Annotated in this window: 15 protein-coding genes; 3 read left to right on the forward strand and 12 right to left on the reverse strand. The window is 69.2% G+C overall.

Going from position 1 to position 18,474, the window contains the following annotated elements; genetic code table 11:
* Window positions 1–7 precede the first annotated feature (7 nt).
* The 3 genes from ACGFIF_RS29025 to ACGFIF_RS29035 form a co-directional block, all read right to left on the reverse strand.
* A complete protein-coding gene (locus ACGFIF_RS29025) occupies window positions 8–1,471 on the reverse strand; it encodes a cation:proton antiporter (RefSeq protein ID WP_393158795.1) in 1,464 nt (487 codons plus the stop codon).
* A 10-nt stretch (window positions 1,472–1,481) separates the two neighbouring features.
* A complete protein-coding gene (locus ACGFIF_RS29030; protein WP_393158797.1) occupies window positions 1,482–2,825 on the reverse strand; it encodes a SidA/IucD/PvdA family monooxygenase in 1,344 nt (447 codons plus the stop codon).
* Window positions 2,826–3,144: 319 nt separating this feature from the next.
* On the reverse strand, window positions 3,145–4,428 hold the full coding sequence (locus ACGFIF_RS29035) for an ATP-grasp domain-containing protein (protein ID WP_393158799.1): 1,284 nt from the start codon (window positions 4,426–4,428) through the stop codon (window positions 3,145–3,147).
* A 339-nt stretch (window positions 4,429–4,767) separates the two neighbouring features.
* On the opposite strand from ACGFIF_RS29035, the gene ACGFIF_RS29040 reads away from it, so the two are divergent.
* Window positions 4,768–5,538, forward strand: a complete 771-nt coding sequence (locus ACGFIF_RS29040) for a BTAD domain-containing putative transcriptional regulator (RefSeq protein ID WP_393158801.1) — start codon at window positions 4,768–4,770, stop codon at window positions 5,536–5,538.
* Between the two features lie 28 nt (window positions 5,539–5,566).
* Here ACGFIF_RS29040 and ACGFIF_RS29045 read toward each other — a convergent pair whose 3' ends face one another.
* The 7 genes from ACGFIF_RS29045 to ddaH all read right to left on the reverse strand — a co-directional run bounded on the left by ACGFIF_RS29045 (window position 5,567) and on the right by ddaH (window position 12,206).
* Entirely contained in the window at window positions 5,567–6,724 is a 1,158-nt protein-coding gene (locus ACGFIF_RS29045; protein ID WP_393158803.1) for a glutamate synthase-related protein, read from the reverse strand.
* A 164-nt stretch (window positions 6,725–6,888) separates the two neighbouring features.
* On the reverse strand, window positions 6,889–8,151 hold the full coding sequence (locus ACGFIF_RS29050; RefSeq protein WP_393158804.1) for an APC family permease: 1,263 nt from the start codon (window positions 8,149–8,151) through the stop codon (window positions 6,889–6,891).
* Window positions 8,152–8,178: 27 nt separating this feature from the next.
* Window positions 8,179–9,186 carry an asparagine synthetase A gene (locus ACGFIF_RS29055; protein ID WP_393158806.1) on the reverse strand — a complete coding sequence of 336 codons (1,008 nt, stop codon included), beginning with the start codon at window positions 9,184–9,186 and terminating at the stop codon, window positions 8,179–8,181.
* Window positions 9,131–10,480, reverse strand: a complete 1,350-nt coding sequence (locus ACGFIF_RS29060) for a methylaspartate mutase (RefSeq protein ID WP_393158808.1) — start codon at window positions 10,478–10,480, stop codon at window positions 9,131–9,133. The genes ACGFIF_RS29055 and ACGFIF_RS29060 overlap by 56 nt, the downstream gene beginning before the upstream one ends.
* Window positions 10,477–10,941 (reverse strand): cobalamin B12-binding domain-containing protein, encoded by a 465-nt coding sequence (locus ACGFIF_RS29065; protein WP_393158809.1) that lies wholly within the window; start codon window positions 10,939–10,941, stop codon window positions 10,477–10,479. The genes ACGFIF_RS29060 and ACGFIF_RS29065 overlap by 4 nt, the downstream gene beginning before the upstream one ends.
* Before the next feature lie 45 nt (window positions 10,942–10,986).
* Window positions 10,987–11,328, reverse strand: coding sequence for a hypothetical protein (locus tag ACGFIF_RS29070; protein WP_393158811.1), 342 nt, complete (start codon window positions 11,326–11,328; stop codon window positions 10,987–10,989).
* Window positions 11,328–12,206, reverse strand: a complete 879-nt coding sequence (ddaH, locus tag ACGFIF_RS29075; protein WP_393158812.1) for a dimethylargininase — start codon at window positions 12,204–12,206, stop codon at window positions 11,328–11,330. Before ddaH ends, ACGFIF_RS29070 begins: the two co-directional genes overlap by 1 nt.
* Before the next feature lie 139 nt (window positions 12,207–12,345).
* On the opposite strand from ddaH, the gene ACGFIF_RS29080 reads away from it, so the two are divergent.
* Window positions 12,346–13,749 (forward strand): hypothetical protein, encoded by a 1,404-nt coding sequence (locus tag ACGFIF_RS29080; RefSeq protein ID WP_393158814.1) that lies wholly within the window; start codon window positions 12,346–12,348, stop codon window positions 13,747–13,749.
* An 82-nt stretch (window positions 13,750–13,831) separates the two neighbouring features.
* Here ACGFIF_RS29080 and ACGFIF_RS29085 read toward each other — a convergent pair whose 3' ends face one another.
* The gene (locus ACGFIF_RS29085; protein ID WP_393158816.1) at window positions 13,832–15,109 is read right to left on the reverse strand and encodes an MFS transporter; all 1,278 of its coding nucleotides are present in this window, start codon (window positions 15,107–15,109) and stop codon (window positions 13,832–13,834) included.
* A gap of 231 nt (window positions 15,110–15,340) precedes the next feature.
* Here ACGFIF_RS29085 and ACGFIF_RS29090 point away from each other — a divergent pair, with 231 nt between their 5' ends.
* A complete protein-coding gene (locus ACGFIF_RS29090) occupies window positions 15,341–16,585 on the forward strand; it encodes a cytochrome P450 (RefSeq protein ID WP_393158817.1) in 1,245 nt (414 codons plus the stop codon).
* Between the two features lie 76 nt (window positions 16,586–16,661).
* On the opposite strand, the gene ACGFIF_RS29095 is transcribed toward ACGFIF_RS29090, so the two are convergent.
* The gene (locus ACGFIF_RS29095) at window positions 16,662–18,452 is read right to left on the reverse strand and encodes an ABC transporter substrate-binding protein (protein ID WP_393158819.1); all 1,791 of its coding nucleotides are present in this window, start codon (window positions 18,450–18,452) and stop codon (window positions 16,662–16,664) included.
* Window positions 18,453–18,474 lie beyond the last annotated feature (22 nt).

Genomic DNA, 18,474 nt, shown 5'->3' on the forward strand with positions numbered 1-18,474 from the left:
CGATCCATCACGAAATCGCACGTGTGGCGTCACCGTTCGCATACGCACCCGTCGGTAACCGGTCGGTCGCGCTCGGATCCCGCAGGGACGGGCCGAGCAGGCGCAGCAACGGTGCGGCCATCATGGTGGTGACCAGCGCCATCACCACCATCACCGTGAACGCGCTGTGGTTGATGATGCCGACACCGAGGCCGGCGGACAGGACGACGATCTCGGTGATCCCGCGGGCGTTCATCAAGACGCCGAGGCCGGCCGCGGACCGGGCCGGCAGACCGCCGGCCTTGGCCACCGGCACGGCGCCACAGAACTTGCCGATGATCGCGACGGCCAGCAGCAGGCCACCGGCGGCGAGCACCTGCGGTTGGGACACCGCCGCGACGACGTCGGTCTGCAGGCCGATCGAGGCGAAGAAGACCGGTACGAGCAGGGCGCGGTTCAGCCCGCCGATGTGCTCGGCCACCTGCGCCACCGGCATGCTGACCTTCGGCAGTACCAGGCCCGCGAGGAAGCCACCGAAGATCGCGTGCACCCCGATCCGGTCGGTCGCCGCGGCGAGGCCGAGGATCAGGCCGAGCACCAGCAGCACCAGGATCGGCGTGGGCAAGGAGGCGGCGTACCGGTCGGCGAGCCGTCGGAGCAGCGGTTTGAGGATCAGGAGGCAGCCGCCGCCGACCAGGATGGTCAGAGCCAGCGACAGCAGGGCCTCGCCCGGCCCGGCCGATCGGATCATCGCCATCACGATCGCGAGCGCGCACCACGCGAGTACGTCGGCCGCGGCGGCGCAGAGCATGGCCAGCGATCCGAGCCGGGTGCCCTGCAGACCACAGTCCTGCACGATCCGGGCCAGCACCGGGAAAGCGGTGATGCTGAGCGCCGTACCGATGAAGATGACGAACGGTAGCCGGTCCACGGACGGGCCGGCCAGCGCCGGGTAGAGGGGGAGTGCCGCGATCACGCCCAGCGCGAACGGAACAGCCATGATCGCGAGGCTGGCCGCGGCGATCGCGCCACGATCCCGCCCGATCCGGTCCTGACCGAAGTCGGCGCCGACCGTGAACATGAAGACCGCCAGCCCGGCTTGCGCCAGCAGACCGAGATTGGGCAGTACCTCGGCCGGCAGCACGGCGTCGAACAGCCAGGGCGCCAGCGAGCCGATCACCGATGGTCCCAGCACCAGGCCGGCCACGATCTCACCGACCACCGGGGGCTGACCGATCAGCCGCGCGAGCCGGCCGCACAGGGTCGCCAGCGCGCAGACCACCGCGATCGCCAGCAGCAGCCGCCACATCACTTGTGCCGGCGACGGCCCGGCGGCCGGTGGCGCGGACCCGGCCGGCCCGCCGGCTTCCGGCGTCAGCCAGCCGGCGGCATAGGCGAGGCCGAGCAGTGCGACCGAGCCGGCGACGAGGCCGGCGGCGACCACCACACTACGACCGGGCGTGGGCAGGAACGACCTCTCCGTCCCAGGCATCGGCGCTGCCTCAGGTGTGCAGCGCGCCGTCGGCCGACAGCGGGACAGCAGTCAGCTGCTCCGCCGTGGCCCGGTGCACCCCGTTGACCCGCTTCCCGGCCCGGCGGGCGAGGATGTCCTGCGTCACCTCGGCGGCCCGGTTGCCGAGCACGCTGAGCAGCGAGTCGGCGATGCCGTGCGTCGCCTCGTTCACGCCCTGCAGGTAGCAGGCGGCGTCCGACGGTTCGCCGAGGTTGAGCCGGTACTGCCGGCTGACCTCGATCCGATCCAGTCCGATCGCCGCGCCGAGGTTGCGGACCAGCCACGGCATCTCCCGGACGAATCCGGTGCCGAGGAAGACCAGGTCGCGACGCAGCTCGGTCACGCTGCCGGTCTTGCGGTTTGTGAGCTCCAGGACGATCTCGTCCCCGTCGGTGCGGGCGCCGGTGATGTCGGTCATCGGCACCAGGCGTCGCTGCTCGACACCGGCGAGCTTCTCGAGGTACATGCCGGTGTAGAGCTCCTGCAACAGGTCGCTCTCGACACCGGAGTAGTTCGTCAGGTGCATCTCGCGCAGGATCTGCTCCTTGCCCTCCGGCCTGGCCTCGAAGAACTTGTCGATGAACGACGGGTAGTAGAGCTCGTTGGTGAACTTGTTCGTGTCGTACGCGCGCAGCCCGATCGATCGCATCACCCAGCTCACGTCGCTGTTCGGCAGGTCGAGCTGCACCGCGCGGAACATCTCGGCCGCGCTCTGCGCCGCGCCGACGACCGCGACCCGGTACGGCCGGTCCTTGTCCAGCTCTGTCAGCTGGCTGCGGTACCGGGTGCTGTGGATCAACCGGTCCGCGGGCAGGCCCGCCAGTTCCGGCGGCACGTACACGTCGCGCCCGGCGCCGATGACCAGGTACCGGCTGGAGATCGTCCTGCCGTCGGCGAGGCGGGTCAGCCACCCGGTCAGGGTGCCGGCCGAGTTCCGCACCGGCTCGATCGACGTACTCTCACAGCCGAGCTCGAGCCGCACCTTGCGCAGCGACTCCGAGACCCAGCGCAGATAGCCGGAGACCTCGACGCGGTACGGCGTGAAGCTGCCCATGTTGATGAAGTCGTCGAGGCGGCCGACACTGCGCAGGTAGTTCAGGAAGGTGAATTCGCTGCGCGGGTTCCGCAACGTCACCAGGTCCTTGGCGAAGGCCACCTGGCTCTTCGTCCACGGCAGCAGCAGACCGCGTTGCCACTCGACCGTGTGACCTCGTTCGATCACCAGGGAGTTCTCGGCCAGGCCGTCGACGCCGAGTTCTTCGAGCGCGACCGCGAGGGCCAGATTCGCCGGCCCGGCGCCGACGGCGAGCAGTTCGACCTCACGGTTGGTCATTGGCCCTCCTGGCCTGGACTGAGGAGCGGACGGAGCACGGTCACGGGGCCTCCCGGCCTGGACTGAGGAGCGCAGGGAGCGAAGCGACTGGAGCGACGAGGGAAGGCCGGGAGTTCAAGCCCCATGACCCGCCGCGCCGGAGGCGTGGCATCCAACACAGCGACTGGAGTGACGAGGGAAGGCCGGGAGCAACAGCCCCATGACCCCGCCGCGCCGGAGGCGTGGCATCCAACACAGCGACTGGAGCGCCGAGGGAAGGCCGGGAGTCGAGGCCCCGTGACCACGCCGGCGCCGGAGGCCCGGCCAAAAGCACAGCGGCTCACCAGGGCCGTCCGGAATACTCGGGCTCGTTCACTGCGTCGTAGGTCAGCTCGACCAGGTCGGCCGCGGTCGTCAGCCGGTCGGCGCAGGTGGCGGGATCGTCCGCTGTGCAGACGACGTACGCGTGCCGGCCGATGTGGGCTCGCGGCGGCAACCGGACCGTCGCTCCCGGGGCCACCATCGGGTGTGCCTCCACGAGGCCGGGAACCGACCCCGGCTCCGGTACGACGATCTCCACGACGCGGCAGTCCACCGGTGGGTAGCAGAACCGGATTCCGACGCAGGTCCGGTGAGTCGGCTCCAAGTGGGGACGGACGCCCTGCGCCACGTCGACCAGGACCGCGCCGGGATCGATACCGGTGGCCAGCTTGCCCAGGTACGGGATCAGGTCACCGCCGAGCCGGCCGTTGATCTCGATCACCACCGGTCCGCGGGAGCTGAACCGGATCTCGGTGTGGGTGATGCCGTACGGCGCACCGATCGCCTCGTGCGCTGCCCGGAGCAGCTCGCGCAGGTCGGCGTCGGCCAGCAACGGGTCGGCACCGTCGACGACGTGGCCGACCTCCTCGAAGTACGGCGGCGGGCCGAGTTGCTTGTGGGCGATGCAGAACGGCAGGTACTCGCCCGCCACCACCGCACCGTCGATGCTGATCTCCGGACCGTCGACCAGCTCCTCGATCAGCGCGCCACCGTGATACTCGGCCGGACCGCTCCGGCTGGAACTGTCGGCCCGGTCGAACGCATCCGTGATGCCAGTCTTGTCGTCCACCACGGCAACGCCGATGCTCGCCGCCATGCCCCGCGGTTTGACCACGACCGGATAGCCGATGTCCGCGGCGGCGGTGGCGGCCTCGTCGGCCGTCGCGGCCACGGCGAACCGCGGCTGCGGTAGCCCGGCAGCGGTCAGCGCCCGCCTGGTCTGCGCCTTGTCGCGACAACCCTGCGCGCCCCGGGCGGTCAGACCCGGCAGGCCGAAACGCTCCGCGACCAGCGCGGTGGCGATCACCGACGGCTCGTCGTACGTGAAGACCCCGCGGACGCGCTGGGTACGGGCAACGGACTCGGCGGCCGCGAGCAGACCGTCGTGGTCGAGCACCAGACCGGCTCCTTCGAGTGGCACGACCACAGAGCTCCCGGCCAGGTACGGCTGCTGCCAGGTCGCCGGCTCGTCGTCGATCAGCCAGAGCCGGCGGCGTTTCGCCGCACCCTGCATCAGGTACTCCCGGTAGGGCTGGAAGCCGCTACCGAACTGCAGCACGACACCATCGGTGTTGTCGTCCACGCATTCCCTCCCGGGTCGGCACTACCGAACGAGAGCGGCTGACTCACGGCGGGTGATACACCACTGCGGCGCAACTACCCGTAACTCATTGGCCCAACGACTTGTACTCAGGTAATTGACGGCTCAGACTCACGGGGTGTAGCTCGGGAGTCACTCAACGAGGAGTCGCCGATGCCTGTACCGGGAGACCCGTCCGCCCGACGTTCTCGCGGTCACGGAAAGCCGCCTGTCGCCAGCGGTGCTGAGGATTTCGTTCACAGTGGGGGAGATCGACACATGCGCGCTGTACCAGCGGATGATCCGGATCCGGATTCACCGCCCGTTGGAGTTCACCGACCGGTGAAGCTCCGGATGCTCGACGGCTTCCGGGTCGTCGCGGATCACCAGACCTTGTCCATCCCGCTGAGCGCGCGCCGCGTGGTGGCGTTCGTCGCGCTGCGCGGACGTTCCAGCCGCGCCGAGGTGGCCGGCACGCTCTGGCCGGAGGTATCGGACTCCAAGGCCCAGGCGTGCCTGCGAACGGCACTGTGGCGGCTGCGCCAGCTGAGTCCGTACCCGCTCACCACCGGCGACGAGACACTGCGCATCGACGAGTCTGTCGACGTCGACGTGAACACCCTGATCACCGCGATCCGCCGGGTGATCAACGACGGCGAGTGCGGAGCCGACCAGGGGTTGCTGCCGACGCTTGCGGCGATGGGTGAGCTGTTGCCCGGCTGGTACGACGACTGGGTTCTGCTGGGGCGGGAACGCCTGCGTCAGCTCCAGTTGCACGCGCTCGAGCTGACCGCCCAGCAACTGACCTGCTCGGGCCGGTACGCCGAGGCGATCGAGGCAGCCATGGCGGCGGTGCGGCTGGAACCGTTGCGGGAGAGCGCGACCAGGGTGCTGATCGAGGTCCATCTGGCCGAGGACAACGTGGTCGAGGCGATCCGCCGGCTCGAGTTCTTCCAGCGGAGTCTGGCCAACGAACTCGGGGTCGAGCCGACCGAGGAGCTGGTGGACCTGGTGCGCCGGCGGCAGACCGCACCGGATCCGCGCAGGACCGTGGCCGACCTGCTCAGGCTGGACCGAGGCAGAGGCCTGGCGCCCAGGACGACCCTGGCGTAGCCCGTGTCTCCCAAGCCTCGATCCGAGGCTAGCGATCCGACGGACTCCACAGGTCCTCGGTACCGAGCGCCGCCACGTGGTACTTACCGAGGGCGCTGACGAGCATCTGCAGCTCGAGTGCCAGGCACTCGACCAGATTGGTGAGGCCGTGGTCCGGGTCGGTGTCCACCGCGATGAGTGCGGCCCGGCCCAGGCCGGCCGCGTTCGCGCCGAGTGCCAGGCACTTGGCGACCCGCGCGCCTTCCCACATCCGTCCGGACACCAGCAGGCTGGACGGATGTGGGGTGGCCCGATCCTCGCGGATCCGCAGGAGGCACTCGCCGAGGGGAAGGCCGACGTGGCGCAGGAACGCGCGCGGAGCCCAGCCGGTGCCGGCTTCCGCACCGTCGACCGAGACCGCGTCGGCGCCGGCCGTCCAGGCCACCTGCGCTGCCGCCGCCACGTCCCGCGCGGGCGGCAGTTTCACCCAGACCCGGGCGCGCGGGTAGTTGTTGCGCATCAGGCGGATCTGCTGCCGCAGGATCTCCTCGGTGAAGGTGCCGGGGCTGCTGCTGCGCAGAACCCGGTCGCCGCCGAGAACCGGGTCGAGGAGGTAGGCGTCGGCCAGCCGTTCGGCCGCGCCGGCGCCGACCAGCGTCATCCCGCCCAGCCCGGGTTTGGCGCCCTGTCCGACCTTGAGCTCGAACGCCAGCCGGCCGGTCTCGAGCAGCGGCAGGACGTTCGGGTCGCTGTACACCAGGTTCCACACCTCGGCGTCGGCGTCCTCGGTGCTCTGCTGCACGACCACGCCGCCGTACCCGTCCAGCGCCTCGGTCTGGTACGCGCTGATCCGGCCGAGCAGCGAGCGTTCCGCATCGGCTTCCAGCCGGCCGTAGCTGTTGACCGGCATGACGTTCTCGCCGACGACCATCGGGATGCCGAGCCGACCGGCCTGGCGAGCCGCCGCGATGCCGAGCGCGACACTCGCCGCCTCGGTCGAGCCGAACGCGGAGATGTACACCGGCAATGCGGACGGGAACCCCCCGATCGTCGTCTCGAGGTCCACGTCCCGGTACACCGGCTCCCGGCCCAGCTCGACGAGCCGTGCCAGCCGCTGCGGCACGAACACCGGTGGCACCAGCCGCAGCCGGTCGATCGGGTCGGCCGGGGGACGTGCATCAGGACAGTCGGCGTCGGCGCCGAACAACGCGTGCCCGTAATCATCCGACGGTGGGAACGCGTCGGCGGCACCGGCTCGGGCGCGCCTCCGGATCGCTGCCTCGGGAAACCCTTCGGCGTGCAGGATGCCCTCCTTCGGTCGGCCTTCTGCACGGAAGAGCCGGCGACGGTACGGCGAAAATACGTCCGCGCTCAGCGACGAGTACGGGTCAGCCTCAGGTAGAGCAAGGCCGCGACGGTGACGACCAACGGCCAGACCAGGTAGGGCCCGGCCATCAGCAGCAGAATCACGACGGCTCCCTGCGCCACCAGGGCGGCGAGACGAGCCTTGCTGTGTCGCGGCAGCAACCGGACCGCGGCCGCGACACCGACGGCGTACACGGTCACGAACAACCCGGTGGTGAGCAGGACCAGGGACTGCGGTCCCACGCCCGCCGCCACCACGACCACGGCAGTGACCATCGACAGCACACTCAGTACGGCGAGACTGCGTCGTGGCACCACTCCGGCGGAGCTGCCGCGGTCGAGCCAGGCCGGGAGCGCGCCGTCCCGGGCCAGCGCGGCACCGAGCTTGGCGGCGCCGGCATAGTAGGCGTTCATCGCGCCGAAGGTGAGCAGCAGCGCTGCGACCGCGGCCAGCACTCGGGCGTTGCCGCCGAGGCCGATCGCGAGCAGGTCGCCCAGCGGCGCGTCGGTCTCAGCGGCCTGCGGGCCCAGAACGGTGATGGTGGCGAACGCGACGCTGAGGTAGAGCACGCCGACGACGATCACCGCGAAGGCAGTGGCCCGCGGTACGTCGCGGGCCGGCCGGCGAAACTCCGCCGTCAGGTAGGTGACTGTTTCCCAACCGACGAAGCTCCAGACCAGCAGTGCGGCGGCTGGACCGATCGCCTGCCAGCCGTGCGGCGCGAACGGTCGCAGGTTGGCCAGATCAGCGTGCGGCAGCGAGAGCACGACCGCCACGACCAGGAAGAGCGTCAGCAGCGCCGCGAGGCTGATCTGGACCCGGCCGGTCACCTGGATGCCGAACGCGTTGGTCGCCGGCACGACCACCATCAGCGCCAGCATGGTCGCGAAGACGGTGCGCTCACCACCGCCCAACCCGGCTTCGACGTAACCACCGGCCCAGAGCGCGGCAGCCGGACCGCCGACCGGGACGGACAGGTAGAAGCACCAGCCGACGACCGCCGCGGCCCGGTCGCCGAACGCCAGTCGCGCGTACGTCGCCACCCCACCGGAGTCCGGGTAGCGGGCACCGAGCGCGGCGAAGGTCGCCGCCAGCGGCGCGGACACCACCGCGAGACCCAGCCAGGCCAGCAACGACGCGGGGCCGGCCACATCGGCGGCGAGCGCCGGCAACGCGATGACACCAGTCGCCAGCACGGCTCCGACGTACAAGGCCGTGCCCTGTCCGAGACTGAGCCGGCCGGCCGGTGCGGACGCTCTCTCCACCATGCGGGACATCTTGGCCCGAACCACCGGTCACGGCGAAGCGATGCCGGGCACCTTCGGGAACGCACTGGCCTGCCAGACCGAGTCCAGCCCGGCGATGTAGCGCGTGAACCGCTCGAGGCCGAGGCCGAATCCCGCGCTGGGCGGTACGCCGTCGCGCAACATCTGCAGGTACCACGCGTACTTGGCCGGGTTCTCGGCCGTCTCCCGCATCCGCGCAACGATGGTCGCGTAGTCCTGCTCGCGTTCGCTGCCGCTGCACAGCTCGCCGTACCCCTCCGCGGCGATCAGGTCGAAGTTCCGCAGCATGCCGGGCTGGTCCTTGCTCTCCCGGTCGTAGAAGCCGCGTGATCCCTTGGGGTAGTCGGTGACGAAGAACGGCTTGCTCGCCTTCTCCGACAACTTCGCCTCGCCGACCCAGTCGAGCTCGGCATCCGGACTCTGGTCGTGCCCCATCGCCTGCAGGTCGGCGACCGCGTCGGCGTGCGTGCGGTGCCCGAACGGCGAGCTGAGCAGTTCGGTGAACTCGCCGGTGTCCCGGCCGAGGGCCTCCAGTTCGCCGGGCAGGTCCTCCACCACCCGTCGTACGACGTACCGGACCAGGTCCTCCGCGAGCGCCGTCGCGTCGTCCCGGGACGCGTCCGCCATCTCGATGTCGATCTGGTGGAACTCGGCGAGGTGCCGGCTGGTCGACGCGGTCTCGAGTGGTTCCAGCCGGACGTTCGGAGCGATGAAGAAGATCTTGTCGAACGAGGTCAGAGCCGCCTGCTTGTAGAGGATCGCACTGGTCATCAGCTTGTACCGGTGCCCGTAGTAGTCCACGTCGACCTGTTTGGCTCCCCGCGCACCCGGGTCGGTGACCGGGCCGATGACCGGCGGCAGCAACTCCGTGAAGCCACGGCCGCCGAGGAGGTCGCGGGCAGCCGCCAGCATCCGGTTCTGGATCGTGAGCACCGACCGGGTGACCGGTGAGGTCAGGTGCTCACGCGGACTGGCGGGCAGCCGGGCTTCGGTCGCCGGGATCCGGGTCTCCGTCATCTGGTGTGCTCCCTAGTGAGTCGGCTCGGTATTCGTGCTCGAGGCTGGCGTTGTCGAAGGTCCGCTCGACGTACGACAGCGAGGCGAGCAGCCCGGCTGCCGTCAGCTTGGTGGAGCCGGTCGGCCCGACCACGCCGCGGATCGGCATCGAGCCGATGGAGGCCCACTGCAGCCGCCCGGCGCTGTCGAGGTAGCTGCGGGCCTTGCCGGCGTTGTCCGGGTGCAGGCAGTACGGCACGTCGAGGTAGCCCCGCCGGAACGCGGTGGACAGTGCCGAGCCGAGATCCGGACCGAGCTCGAGTACCGCCTCGATCAAGGCCCTCGCCTCGGCGTGGATGCCGGTGTCGACGACATCGCCGGCGATCGTGAGACAGCGCTCGGCGGCCAGTGCCGCCGTCTCCAGGGCGGCGATGTTCTCGGCGAAGGTCGGAATTCGGTAGCCCTCGGCAACTGTTTTCACGATCAGCCTGGCCGCCCCGGTCCGGACAGCAAGCCGGGCCGCCTCCTCGAGGAGCCGGGCGGCACCATCAGGCGTCCGCGGATAGACGCCCATGTAGGTGTAGACGACGATGTGCCAGTCGACGTCCGGCAACCACTCGGCGGCCAGCCGGCGCAATGCCAGCAGGGCCTCCGTGTCCTGGTCCGGATTGGTTTGCTGGGCGTAGCTCAGAGAGACACTGCGAATGCCGTGCTGGCGGAAGAACAGGCACTCGAGCACGCTCAGCGCAACGAGAAGACCGGGCGGGCAGAGCTGGCCCATCATGCAGCCGCCGAAGCTTTCGACGTGCGGTTCGACCCCGGCTTTCCTCACCTCTGCCAGGAGATCGCAGCTGCGAGCCCAGTTCGGGATCGAGTCCGCCAGCGGCATCCGGCTGTAGGGCAGGCAGTACGAGACCGGCCCGCCCTCGGTTGCGTGCAGGCCGGCATCGATCAGTGCGCGGACGATCGGCTCGGGGCAGGGCGAACCGTGCCGGATCTGCACCGGAAAGTCGGGACCGGCCACACCGTCCAGCACGGTCCGGGTGGTGGCCACGTCGTGCGCGACGATGGGATAGCCGTTCAGCTCGACCCCGGCCGCGAGCGCCGCGCGGGCGTTCGCGTTGTCACCCATCCGGGTGTAGCTGTCGAGCGTGATCGTGCCGACCGCGGTCGCCGTCGCGTTCCTGGTGGCCACGAGTCCGGTGCGCATCGCGCCGGGATCGCTGACCCCCATCCGCGGTTGCACCACGAGTCGGCCGGCCCGATGAGCGCCCGCAACGAAGTCGCCGAACGAGCCGGTGCCCGGGACGCTCACGAAGCCTCGCCGGTCGTCAGCCGGCCGACGTACGACTGGAAGGCGGTCAGCCCGGTGCCGTCCTCGAAGACCGCGCCGTATCCCGCGGCCATCAGTTGGGCCCGGCTGCGGTCGCAGCCGGGGCCGGCGATCCCCAGCTTTCCGCCGATCACCATCGGCGTGCCGGCCAGCTCTGCCTGGCTCCGGACCTGACGGATCAGCCGCAGCCCGTCGTGAAAGCCGTGACCGTTGACACTGCTGACCACGATCAGGTCGGGCCGCAGTCGTAGGCACTCGGAGACCAGCAGTTCGTCCGGTACGCAGGCGCCGAGGTTGTGCACCCGGTGACCGAGCTCCTCGAGCAGCAGCTGCAGGACGACGAGGTTCCAGGTGTGTGAGTCCGACGACACGCTGGTCACCACAACGGTCAAGTCGCCGGCGCTGACGTCCCTGCCCGCGGCGACGGCGGCGGCGTGATCCATGACAAGCAGAGCGCCGATCCACCGTCCCCTGATACATGCGGCCGATCAACCCGGGGCGATCTCGTCCAGCTGGGAGACGCCGGTGGCGGCTCGTGGTCCGTACCGCTCCCAGCGTTCGTGCAACCGGATCCGGCCGTCGGGCAACAGCTCGGGTGTGCTTTCGCAGTGTCCCGCGATGAGTGAGCCGTCGGCCAGCACCATGGTGTAGCTGAACTCCAGCGTGTCGTCCGGACGGCAGACGCCGGTGAGTGATCCACGCCGGACCCGGCCGCCGCTGAAGTCCGCCCAGAGCAGGTCGCCGTGTTGCCGGTACGACGCGACCGGAACCTCACCGTCGCCCGGATCGTGCCCGGCGGGGGAGAACCTCCTGCCGTCGTAGTCGATCATCAGCCACCTGCCGGACCGTGCAGCTCCAGCGTGCAGCACTTCACCCCACCACCGGCCCGCAGCAGTTCCGAGACGTCGATGCTGATCGGCTCGAAGCCCGCCTCCCGCAACTTCGCGACCAGGTGGATCGCACCTGCCGGCATCAGCACATGGCGGCCGTCGGAGACGGCGTTCAGACCGAACGCACCGGCATCCTCGGCGGAGGCGATGATCGCCGCGGGGAAGAGCTCACGCAGGATCGCCTGGCTGCCCGGTGTGAAAGCGGCCGGGTAGTACATCACGGTCTGCTCGTCCAGCACGGCCAGCGCGGTGTCCAGGTGGTAGTACCGGGCGTCGACCAGGGTCAGGCCGATCACCGGGCGGCCGAAGTACTGCTCGCTCTCGACGTGGGCCCGGCGGTCGGTGCGGAACCCGTTGCCGGCGAGCAGCCAGGATCCGGCGGTCAGGTAGTCGCCCTCGCCCTCGTTGGCCGACGACGCCTGCCGGACGTGCAGACCGCGGCTGCTGAACCAGTCCAGGTAGGCCGCCGACTCCGCGTCCCGCTCGGCGTGCCGGAAGCGGGCCACCAGCGCCCGATCGCCCCAGACGGTCGCGCCGTTCGCGGCGAACACCATGTCCGGCAGCCCGGGCACCGGTGGGATGAGGTCCACGGTGTGGCCGAGCTCGACCAGCTGGTCGTGGATCCGCTGCCACTGTGCCGCCGCGATCGGCTGATCGGCCGGCTTGGCGGGATTCATCCACGGGTTGATGGAGTAGGTGACGTCGAAGTGGGTCGGCGGGCACATCAGGTACCGGCGAGTGGTGCTCCGCCGGGTCCCGGCGTCGTACGGTGCTTCGGCGGTGGCCGTCGAGGTGGCGGCCTCGGAGATGAGTTCCATGCCGACAAGAGCGCGCCGGGGCCGCGATCAGATACCTGCGCGGGGGAGTGTATTTCAGGAGTCCGGTGATGGTCTCTGTCCGAGCAGGAGCGCTCTGACTCCGCCTTGCCCACCGGAGGTCCCGATCATGGTTACCGGCTTGAGCCGAACTGAACTCACTGCGCAGTACCTGGACGAGATCAAACGACGCGGGATCTCCGCAAGCGAACTCGTCAGCACCCAACCCGAGTCCGTCGGGCTGCAGTCCTTGTACGGCGGCCGGTACCTGTCCCGGCCGCTGTTCCTCGGTACCGAGGAATGCGATCGGTTGGCGACCGACATCCTGACCATGCACGCCGCGCTGACCAGCCTGCCCGACAAGCTGTACGGCGGTGATCTGGCCGCGTTCGCCCGGTCCGTCGGGATGACCGACGTACAGGTCTCGGCTGTCCTCCGCAGCCGTGGTACGACGGTGACCAAGCAGAGCCGCGCCGATCTGTACATGGACGAGACCGGCTTCAAGCTGCTCGAGTTCAACATGGGCAGCGCGCTGGGCGGCATCGACCAGTCCGACATGGCCCGCGTGCTGCTGGACCAGCCTGTACTTGCGGAGTTCGCCCGGACGCATCGCCTCGGCTATGTGGACACGATGCGCGAACAGGTCAACAACATGTTCGTCGAGTGCGGGTTCGAGTACGGCTCGCGACCCGTGCTCGCGACTGTCGACTGGCCGAGTAGCTACGAGACTCTCGAGCCGTACATGCGGCACTTCGCGACACGCCTGCAGGACATGGGGATCGATGCCCACGTCGGCCACATCGGGCAGCTCGAGGTGCGCGACGGCGGGGTCTGGCTGGACGGACTGAAGGTCGACATCATCCAGCGGCTGTTCATGCTGGAGGACCTGCTCGAGTACCCGGACGCGTCGGCGCTGATGGATCCGATCCTGGACGCCGCGGCCCGCGGCGAGGTGAAGATCTTCACGCCGCTGGACGCGGAGATGTTCGCCAGCAAAGGTGCTCTGGCGGTGCTGTCCGACGAGGCCAACCGGGAGCACTTCGACCAGCAGACGCTGGCCAGCCTGGACCGGATCCTGCCGTGGACCCGAATGGTGCGCTCCGGTCCGGTGACCATGGAGGACGGCACCCGGGTCGAGTTGCTCGACTATGTGCTCAGCCACCAGGACGACCTGGTCCTCAAGCCGACCTCACGTCACAGCGGGGACGGGGTGCTGCTGGGCTGGCGCGACGACACCGGCGCAGAGCTGTGGGAGGAGCGGGTCCGGGAAGCACTCGACGGCCCGTGGGTCGTCCAGCGCCGGATCCGGCCGGTGCCAGAGCTCTTCCCGATGCCCGACGGCGACCCGGTGCCGTGGATTGTGAACTGGGGCGTCTTCACCATGGTCAACGGCTACGGTGGCGTCTACGTCCGGGCCGCGACGGTCGAGTCCGATCTCGAGGTGATCAGGCTGTACGGCGGGGCTTCGGTCGGCTGCTGCATGCATGTCTTGCCCGCGGACTCGGACGTCGAGCCGGGGACAGCACTTCCGGTCCGGAAGCAGTAAGACGGCTCGGTCCGGGAGGACGGGCTGAGACAGGCCGGTGCAGTGTTCCGCGACGCTGCACCGGCCGTTTCGCGAGGTTTGCTCAGGTCGCCGCTTCGGGGGTGGCGTCGGACGTGGCCTCAGTGGCCGGCTGTTCGCCGGGCCGGCGCATCCCGATCCGGGCGCACACCGCGGACAGGACCGCCACCGCCGCCGCACACAGCCAGAAGGTCTGGCCGACCTTGTCCCACAGCCAGACACCGACCGCCGGACCGATCGCGTTGCCGAGACCGAAGACGCTCAGCATGGCGCCGGAGTACCGGCCGCGCAGGTGCGGCGGCGCGACCATGCCGGGGTACGCGAACGTGGTCGGCGCGCCGATGATCTCCGAGGTGGTCCAGATCAACGTGCCGATGATCAGCAGTACCGGGACCAGTGCGATCGCATAGACGCCGTAGCCGACCGCGACCAGGCCGAAGCCGGCGATGGCGGTCAGCCGCAACGGCCAAGTCTGTACATACTTGGTCGCCGGTACCTCGACGAGCGCGACGACAACGGCGTTCGCCGAGACGACCGCGCTGTACCACCACAGGCTGAGGCCGTCGTCCACGATCGCCAGCGGGAGCACCGCGATGTACTGGCAGTAGACGATCGTCACCAGGAACACGGCGGCCAGGTAGAAGTCGTAACGCCAGTCGGCCAGCACCGCACGATAGCCCTGCTTCGGCTCCGCGGCCTTGGCAGCGTCGGCTGCCTCGTCCGGTGCGGCCTTGCCGGGCAGGAACTTCCAGGCGATCGCGCTGTACAGCACGGCGGCGAACGCCTCGGCCCAGAACAGCAGGTTGTACGAGACCGACACCAGCGCGACGCCGACGATCGGGGTCACCGCGGTGCCCAGGTTGATGGCCAGCCGGTACATCGCCATCGTCATCACGAGCTGCCCCGGCTTGGTCAGCTCGGCCAGCATGGCCTGCGCGGCCGGCCGGTTCAGCTGGCTGACGGTGCTGACCGTGAGGATCGCCAGCAGGATCACCCAGTAGACGTCGATGTACAGGATGGAGACGATCAGCGCGGCCGAGCCGAGCATGCTGATCAACGTCGCCGCCCGGGCACTCAACCGGTCGGTGAGCCAGCCGCCGACGAAGGCGCCCAGCACATGGCCGGCGCCGTACACGCCGAGGGCGAAACCGGCCTGGCCGGCCGTGAACCCGCGGTGCGTCATGAACAGCACCAGGAAGATCTGCAGGAAGGCGCCGAGCCGGTTCACGAAGACACCGAACAGCAGCGCCTTCGACGTGACCGACGTCTGGCGCCAGGTGGCGATCGCGCCGAGCCCTTCGCCTGGCTGCTTGGTCGAGTTCGGTTCGCGTTCTTCGCTCATCAGTTGTTCCACCCCTCGATGCCGGCGCGGGCCATGCCCCGGCGGGTCGGTGCCGGAAGGCATTTGGTCCCGCAGGCTACCGCCCGGACCGGCTCACGCACAGGGGTCGAAGCCAACAAAACAAGGCGTATCAGAGCCGGCCCGGCGCGGCCTCTGATGAGGTGACGGCGACGCGTAGCCGAGCGCACGTGCGCTCCTGTCGACATGCCTGCAGCCAGGAGGATCTGACCTATGACTACCGAAACCACGGAGGCCCTCCAGCGGATCCCGGACGACTTCATGCAGAGGCCGTACGAGATCCTCGAGCCGTACCGTAAGGCCGGCCGGGTGCACCACGTGGTCTTCCCGCACGGCGCCGACGTCTGGCTCGTCACCCGGTACGCCGACGTCCGCGCGCTGCTCCAGGACCCGCGGGTGAGCAAGGACGGCAGGCGGATGAACGAGATGTTCGCCCGCCACACCGGTACCTATGTCGAGGACGAGAAACCCGACGTCGGCTTCGACGACGAGCTGTCCCAGCACATGCTGAACAGCGACCCGCCCCGGCACACCCGGCTGCGTTCGCTGGTGAGCAAGGCGTTCACGCTGCGCCGGATGGAAGCCTTCCGGCCGCGCATCGAGGAGCTCGTCGACGACTACCTGAACAAGATCGAGGGCCGCGACGACGTCGACCTGGTCACCGAGTACGCCCAGCCGCTGCCGATCGTGATCATCTGCGACGTGCTCGGCATCCCGTTCGAGGACCGGGAGCGATTCCAGCAGTGGGCGGTCGAGCTGGTCGGCGCCGGTCACCCGGCCGAGGTCGTCGAGAACGCCTCGAAGAACGTGATCGAGTACGGCCACCGGATCATCGAGATGAAGCGCAAGAACCCGGCCGACGACATGGTCAGCGCGATGATCGAGGGAACCCCGAGCGGCGACCGGCTGACCGACGACGAACTCGTCGCGATGATCTTCCTGTACACCGTGGCCGGTCACATCACCTCCCAGCACACGCTGTCGAACTCCATCCTCAGCCTGCTCACCAATCCCGACGCGATGGCGCGGCTGCGGTCCGACCTGTCGATCATGCCGCAGGCGATCGACGAGCTGATGCGGTACGACGGTGGAGTCGGCGTGGCCACCTTCCGGTTCACCGCGGAGGACATCGAGATCGGCGACACCGTGGTGCCGAAGAACAACATCCTGGCGCTGTCGATCCTGTCGGCGCACCGCGACGACGAGCAGTTCCCGAACGCGAACACGCTCGACCTGGACCGCCGTCCCAACGGTGTTCTCGGGTTCGGCCACGGTCCGCACTTCTGCATCGGCCAGCCGCTGGCCAAGATGCAGACGAACATCGCGCTGACCCGTCTGCTGGAACGCTTCCCGGACCTGCGGATGACTGCCGACGCGAGCTACCTGGAGTGGGAGCCCAGCACGCTGCTGCGCGGTATGCACCACCTGCCGGCCGCGACCGTTCCGCCGAAGTCCTGATCCGGCCCAGGTCCAAGAACACCGCCCCGGCCGACTCGGCCGGGGCGGTGTTCTCGTTGCGGTGTCATTGCCGGGGTCACTCCTCGACGTAGTACCAGTCCTCGGGGTTGATCAGGCCGTACGGGTTGACCGGCTCGACCCCGCGCAGGTTCTTCGCGACCTCGAACATCCGGTTCGGGAAGCCCGGCGACCAGATGGTCGGAACCTGCTCGGCGATGTAGTCCTGGTACTCGTACAGCGCCTCCGGGTCGTCGCTGTGCACCGTCCGGTCGATCAGCTCGTCCGCCCTCGGGTCGCTGTAGTCCCCGAAGTTGCTGCCGCCACCGGTGCGGAACAGCATCTCGCCGGTCAGGTGACCGTAGTACGACCAGCCGCCGTTCCAGGTGTTGATCTCCCACAACCGCTTGCTCTCGACGTTCGGGCTGTGGTCCTCGGCCACCATCACCGAGCCGTACACCGGCTCCAGCTTCAGCTCGATACCGGCCTTGGCCGCGTCCTGCTTGAACATCTCCAGCAGCCGGGTCAGCGCGACCTTGCCCTCGACGTACCGGATCGTGAACGAGAGCCGGTCACCGATGTCGACGCCCTCGCCGGCGCAGCCGGCCACCTCACCCGGCTGGACACAGCCGGCCGGCAGAGTGCTGGTGTCCCAGCCGTGCGCCTCGAGCAGCTGCTGGGCGGCCTCGACGTCGAACGGCATCGGGTCCTTGCGCTGCTTCGGCGACACGTGCGGATTGGCCGGCGACAGCGGTACCGGCCCGTCCATCCGGTAGGCGTTGCCGTGGTAGATCTCCCGGATCGCACGGTCCTGGTCCAGGCACATCTGCAGTGCCTGCCGGACGTAGGCGTGCTTGTAGATCCTCGCCGCCGTCGAGTCGTTGTCGAAGTTGAACGGCATGTAGCGCACCACGAACACGTCCTGCGGCACCAGCCGGTACGTGTCCGCGAGCGGGTCCTCGCCGTCGTCGGTGAGCCCCATCCCGAAGGGCAGATACCCGATCTGGATCCCGTCCGGCGCGTCCGGTCCGGCCTTCAGCCGCTCGTACATCAGCTCGTCGGTGTCGTTCTGCACCTGCCGGAACTCGTCCAGGTGCGGCTTGTTCGGGCCGGAGTAGTGCTCGTTCGGGACGAAGGTGACCACGCCGTCGATGGTGTAGCTCTTCAGCCGCCACGGACCGTTGACGACGCTCCAGACCGGGCTCTCGGCCCAGCCACCGCGGAAGTGGTTCGCCTCGACCGTCCACTCGCCGTTCTGCGAGACCAGGTAGTCGTAGACGGCCGGGATGTCGGCCGGGTCGAACGACGCCCGGGCCGGGCCGTCCTCGGTCCGGTCCCAGGCCTTCGGCATGGGCGTGATCAGGGACAACTGGTTCATCTCCACCCAGGTCTTGGAGTAGACCTCGTTGAAGGTGAATCGGACCTTGTCCTCGGCAACCTTCTCGTACGACGTCAGGTTGTCCGGGAAGTAGCCGGGCACGTAGTAGCCGAGCCGGTCGCCCTTGACCGCCATCATGTTCACCCAGAACATCACGTTGTCGGCGCAGATCGGCTCACCGTTGGACCACTGCCAGGGCTTCAGCGTGACGGTGACACTGAGCCCGTCCTCGCTCCACTCCGGCGGGTAGGCCAGGCTGAGCTCGGGGTTCACCTCCGGCCTGCCGTCGCGGCCGAGCCAGTAGAGCGGGCGGAACATCAGCACCTGGAACTCGTACAGGTTGCGGATGCCGATCCGTTCCCGGGGCGTGAACGGGAAGATGGCAGCGGGCGGGAAGCCGGGGTTGCAGGCCCAGGTGACGGTGCCACCCTTGATCGGCCGGCCGCCCTCGGACGGCTGGTCGGACTGCTGTTCGGTCAGCACAGTGGACATCCAGGTCACCTCTCGTCAGTTG

Source organism: Kribbella sp. NPDC049174 (genome assembly GCF_043197365.1).
Lineage (GTDB): Bacteria > Actinomycetota > Actinomycetes > Propionibacteriales > Kribbellaceae > Kribbella.

Bases quoted from the DNA above. Each gene is read 5' to 3' on its own strand.
- ACGFIF_RS29025 (WP_393158795.1), bottom strand. From the start codon at position 1,471: ATGCCTGGGACGGAGAGGTCGTTCCTGCCCACGCCCGGTCGTAGTGTG.
- ACGFIF_RS29030 (WP_393158797.1), bottom strand. From the start codon at position 2,825: ATGACCAACCGTGAGGTCGAACTGCTCGCCGTCGGCGCCGGGCCGGCG.
- ACGFIF_RS29050 (WP_393158804.1), bottom strand. From the start codon at position 8,151: ATGGTGGAGAGAGCGTCCGCACCGGCCGGCCGGCTCAGTCTCGGACAG.
- ACGFIF_RS29055 (WP_393158806.1), bottom strand. From the start codon at position 9,186: ATGACGGAGACCCGGATCCCGGCGACCGAAGCCCGGCTGCCCGCCAGT.
- ACGFIF_RS29065 (WP_393158809.1), bottom strand. From the start codon at position 10,941: ATGGATCACGCCGCCGCCGTCGCCGCGGGCAGGGACGTCAGCGCCGGC.
- ACGFIF_RS29070 (WP_393158811.1), bottom strand. From the start codon at position 11,328: ATGATCGACTACGACGGCAGGAGGTTCTCCCCCGCCGGGCACGATCCG.
- ddaH (WP_393158812.1), bottom strand. From the start codon at position 12,206: ATGGAACTCATCTCCGAGGCCGCCACCTCGACGGCCACCGCCGAAGCA.
- ACGFIF_RS29085 (WP_393158816.1), bottom strand. From the start codon at position 15,109: ATGAGCGAAGAACGCGAACCGAACTCGACCAAGCAGCCAGGCGAAGGG.
- ACGFIF_RS29090 (WP_393158817.1), top strand. From the start codon at position 15,341: ATGACTACCGAAACCACGGAGGCCCTCCAGCGGATCCCGGACGACTTC.
- ACGFIF_RS29095 (WP_393158819.1), bottom strand. From the start codon at position 18,452: ATGTCCACTGTGCTGACCGAACAGCAGTCCGACCAGCCGTCCGAGGGC.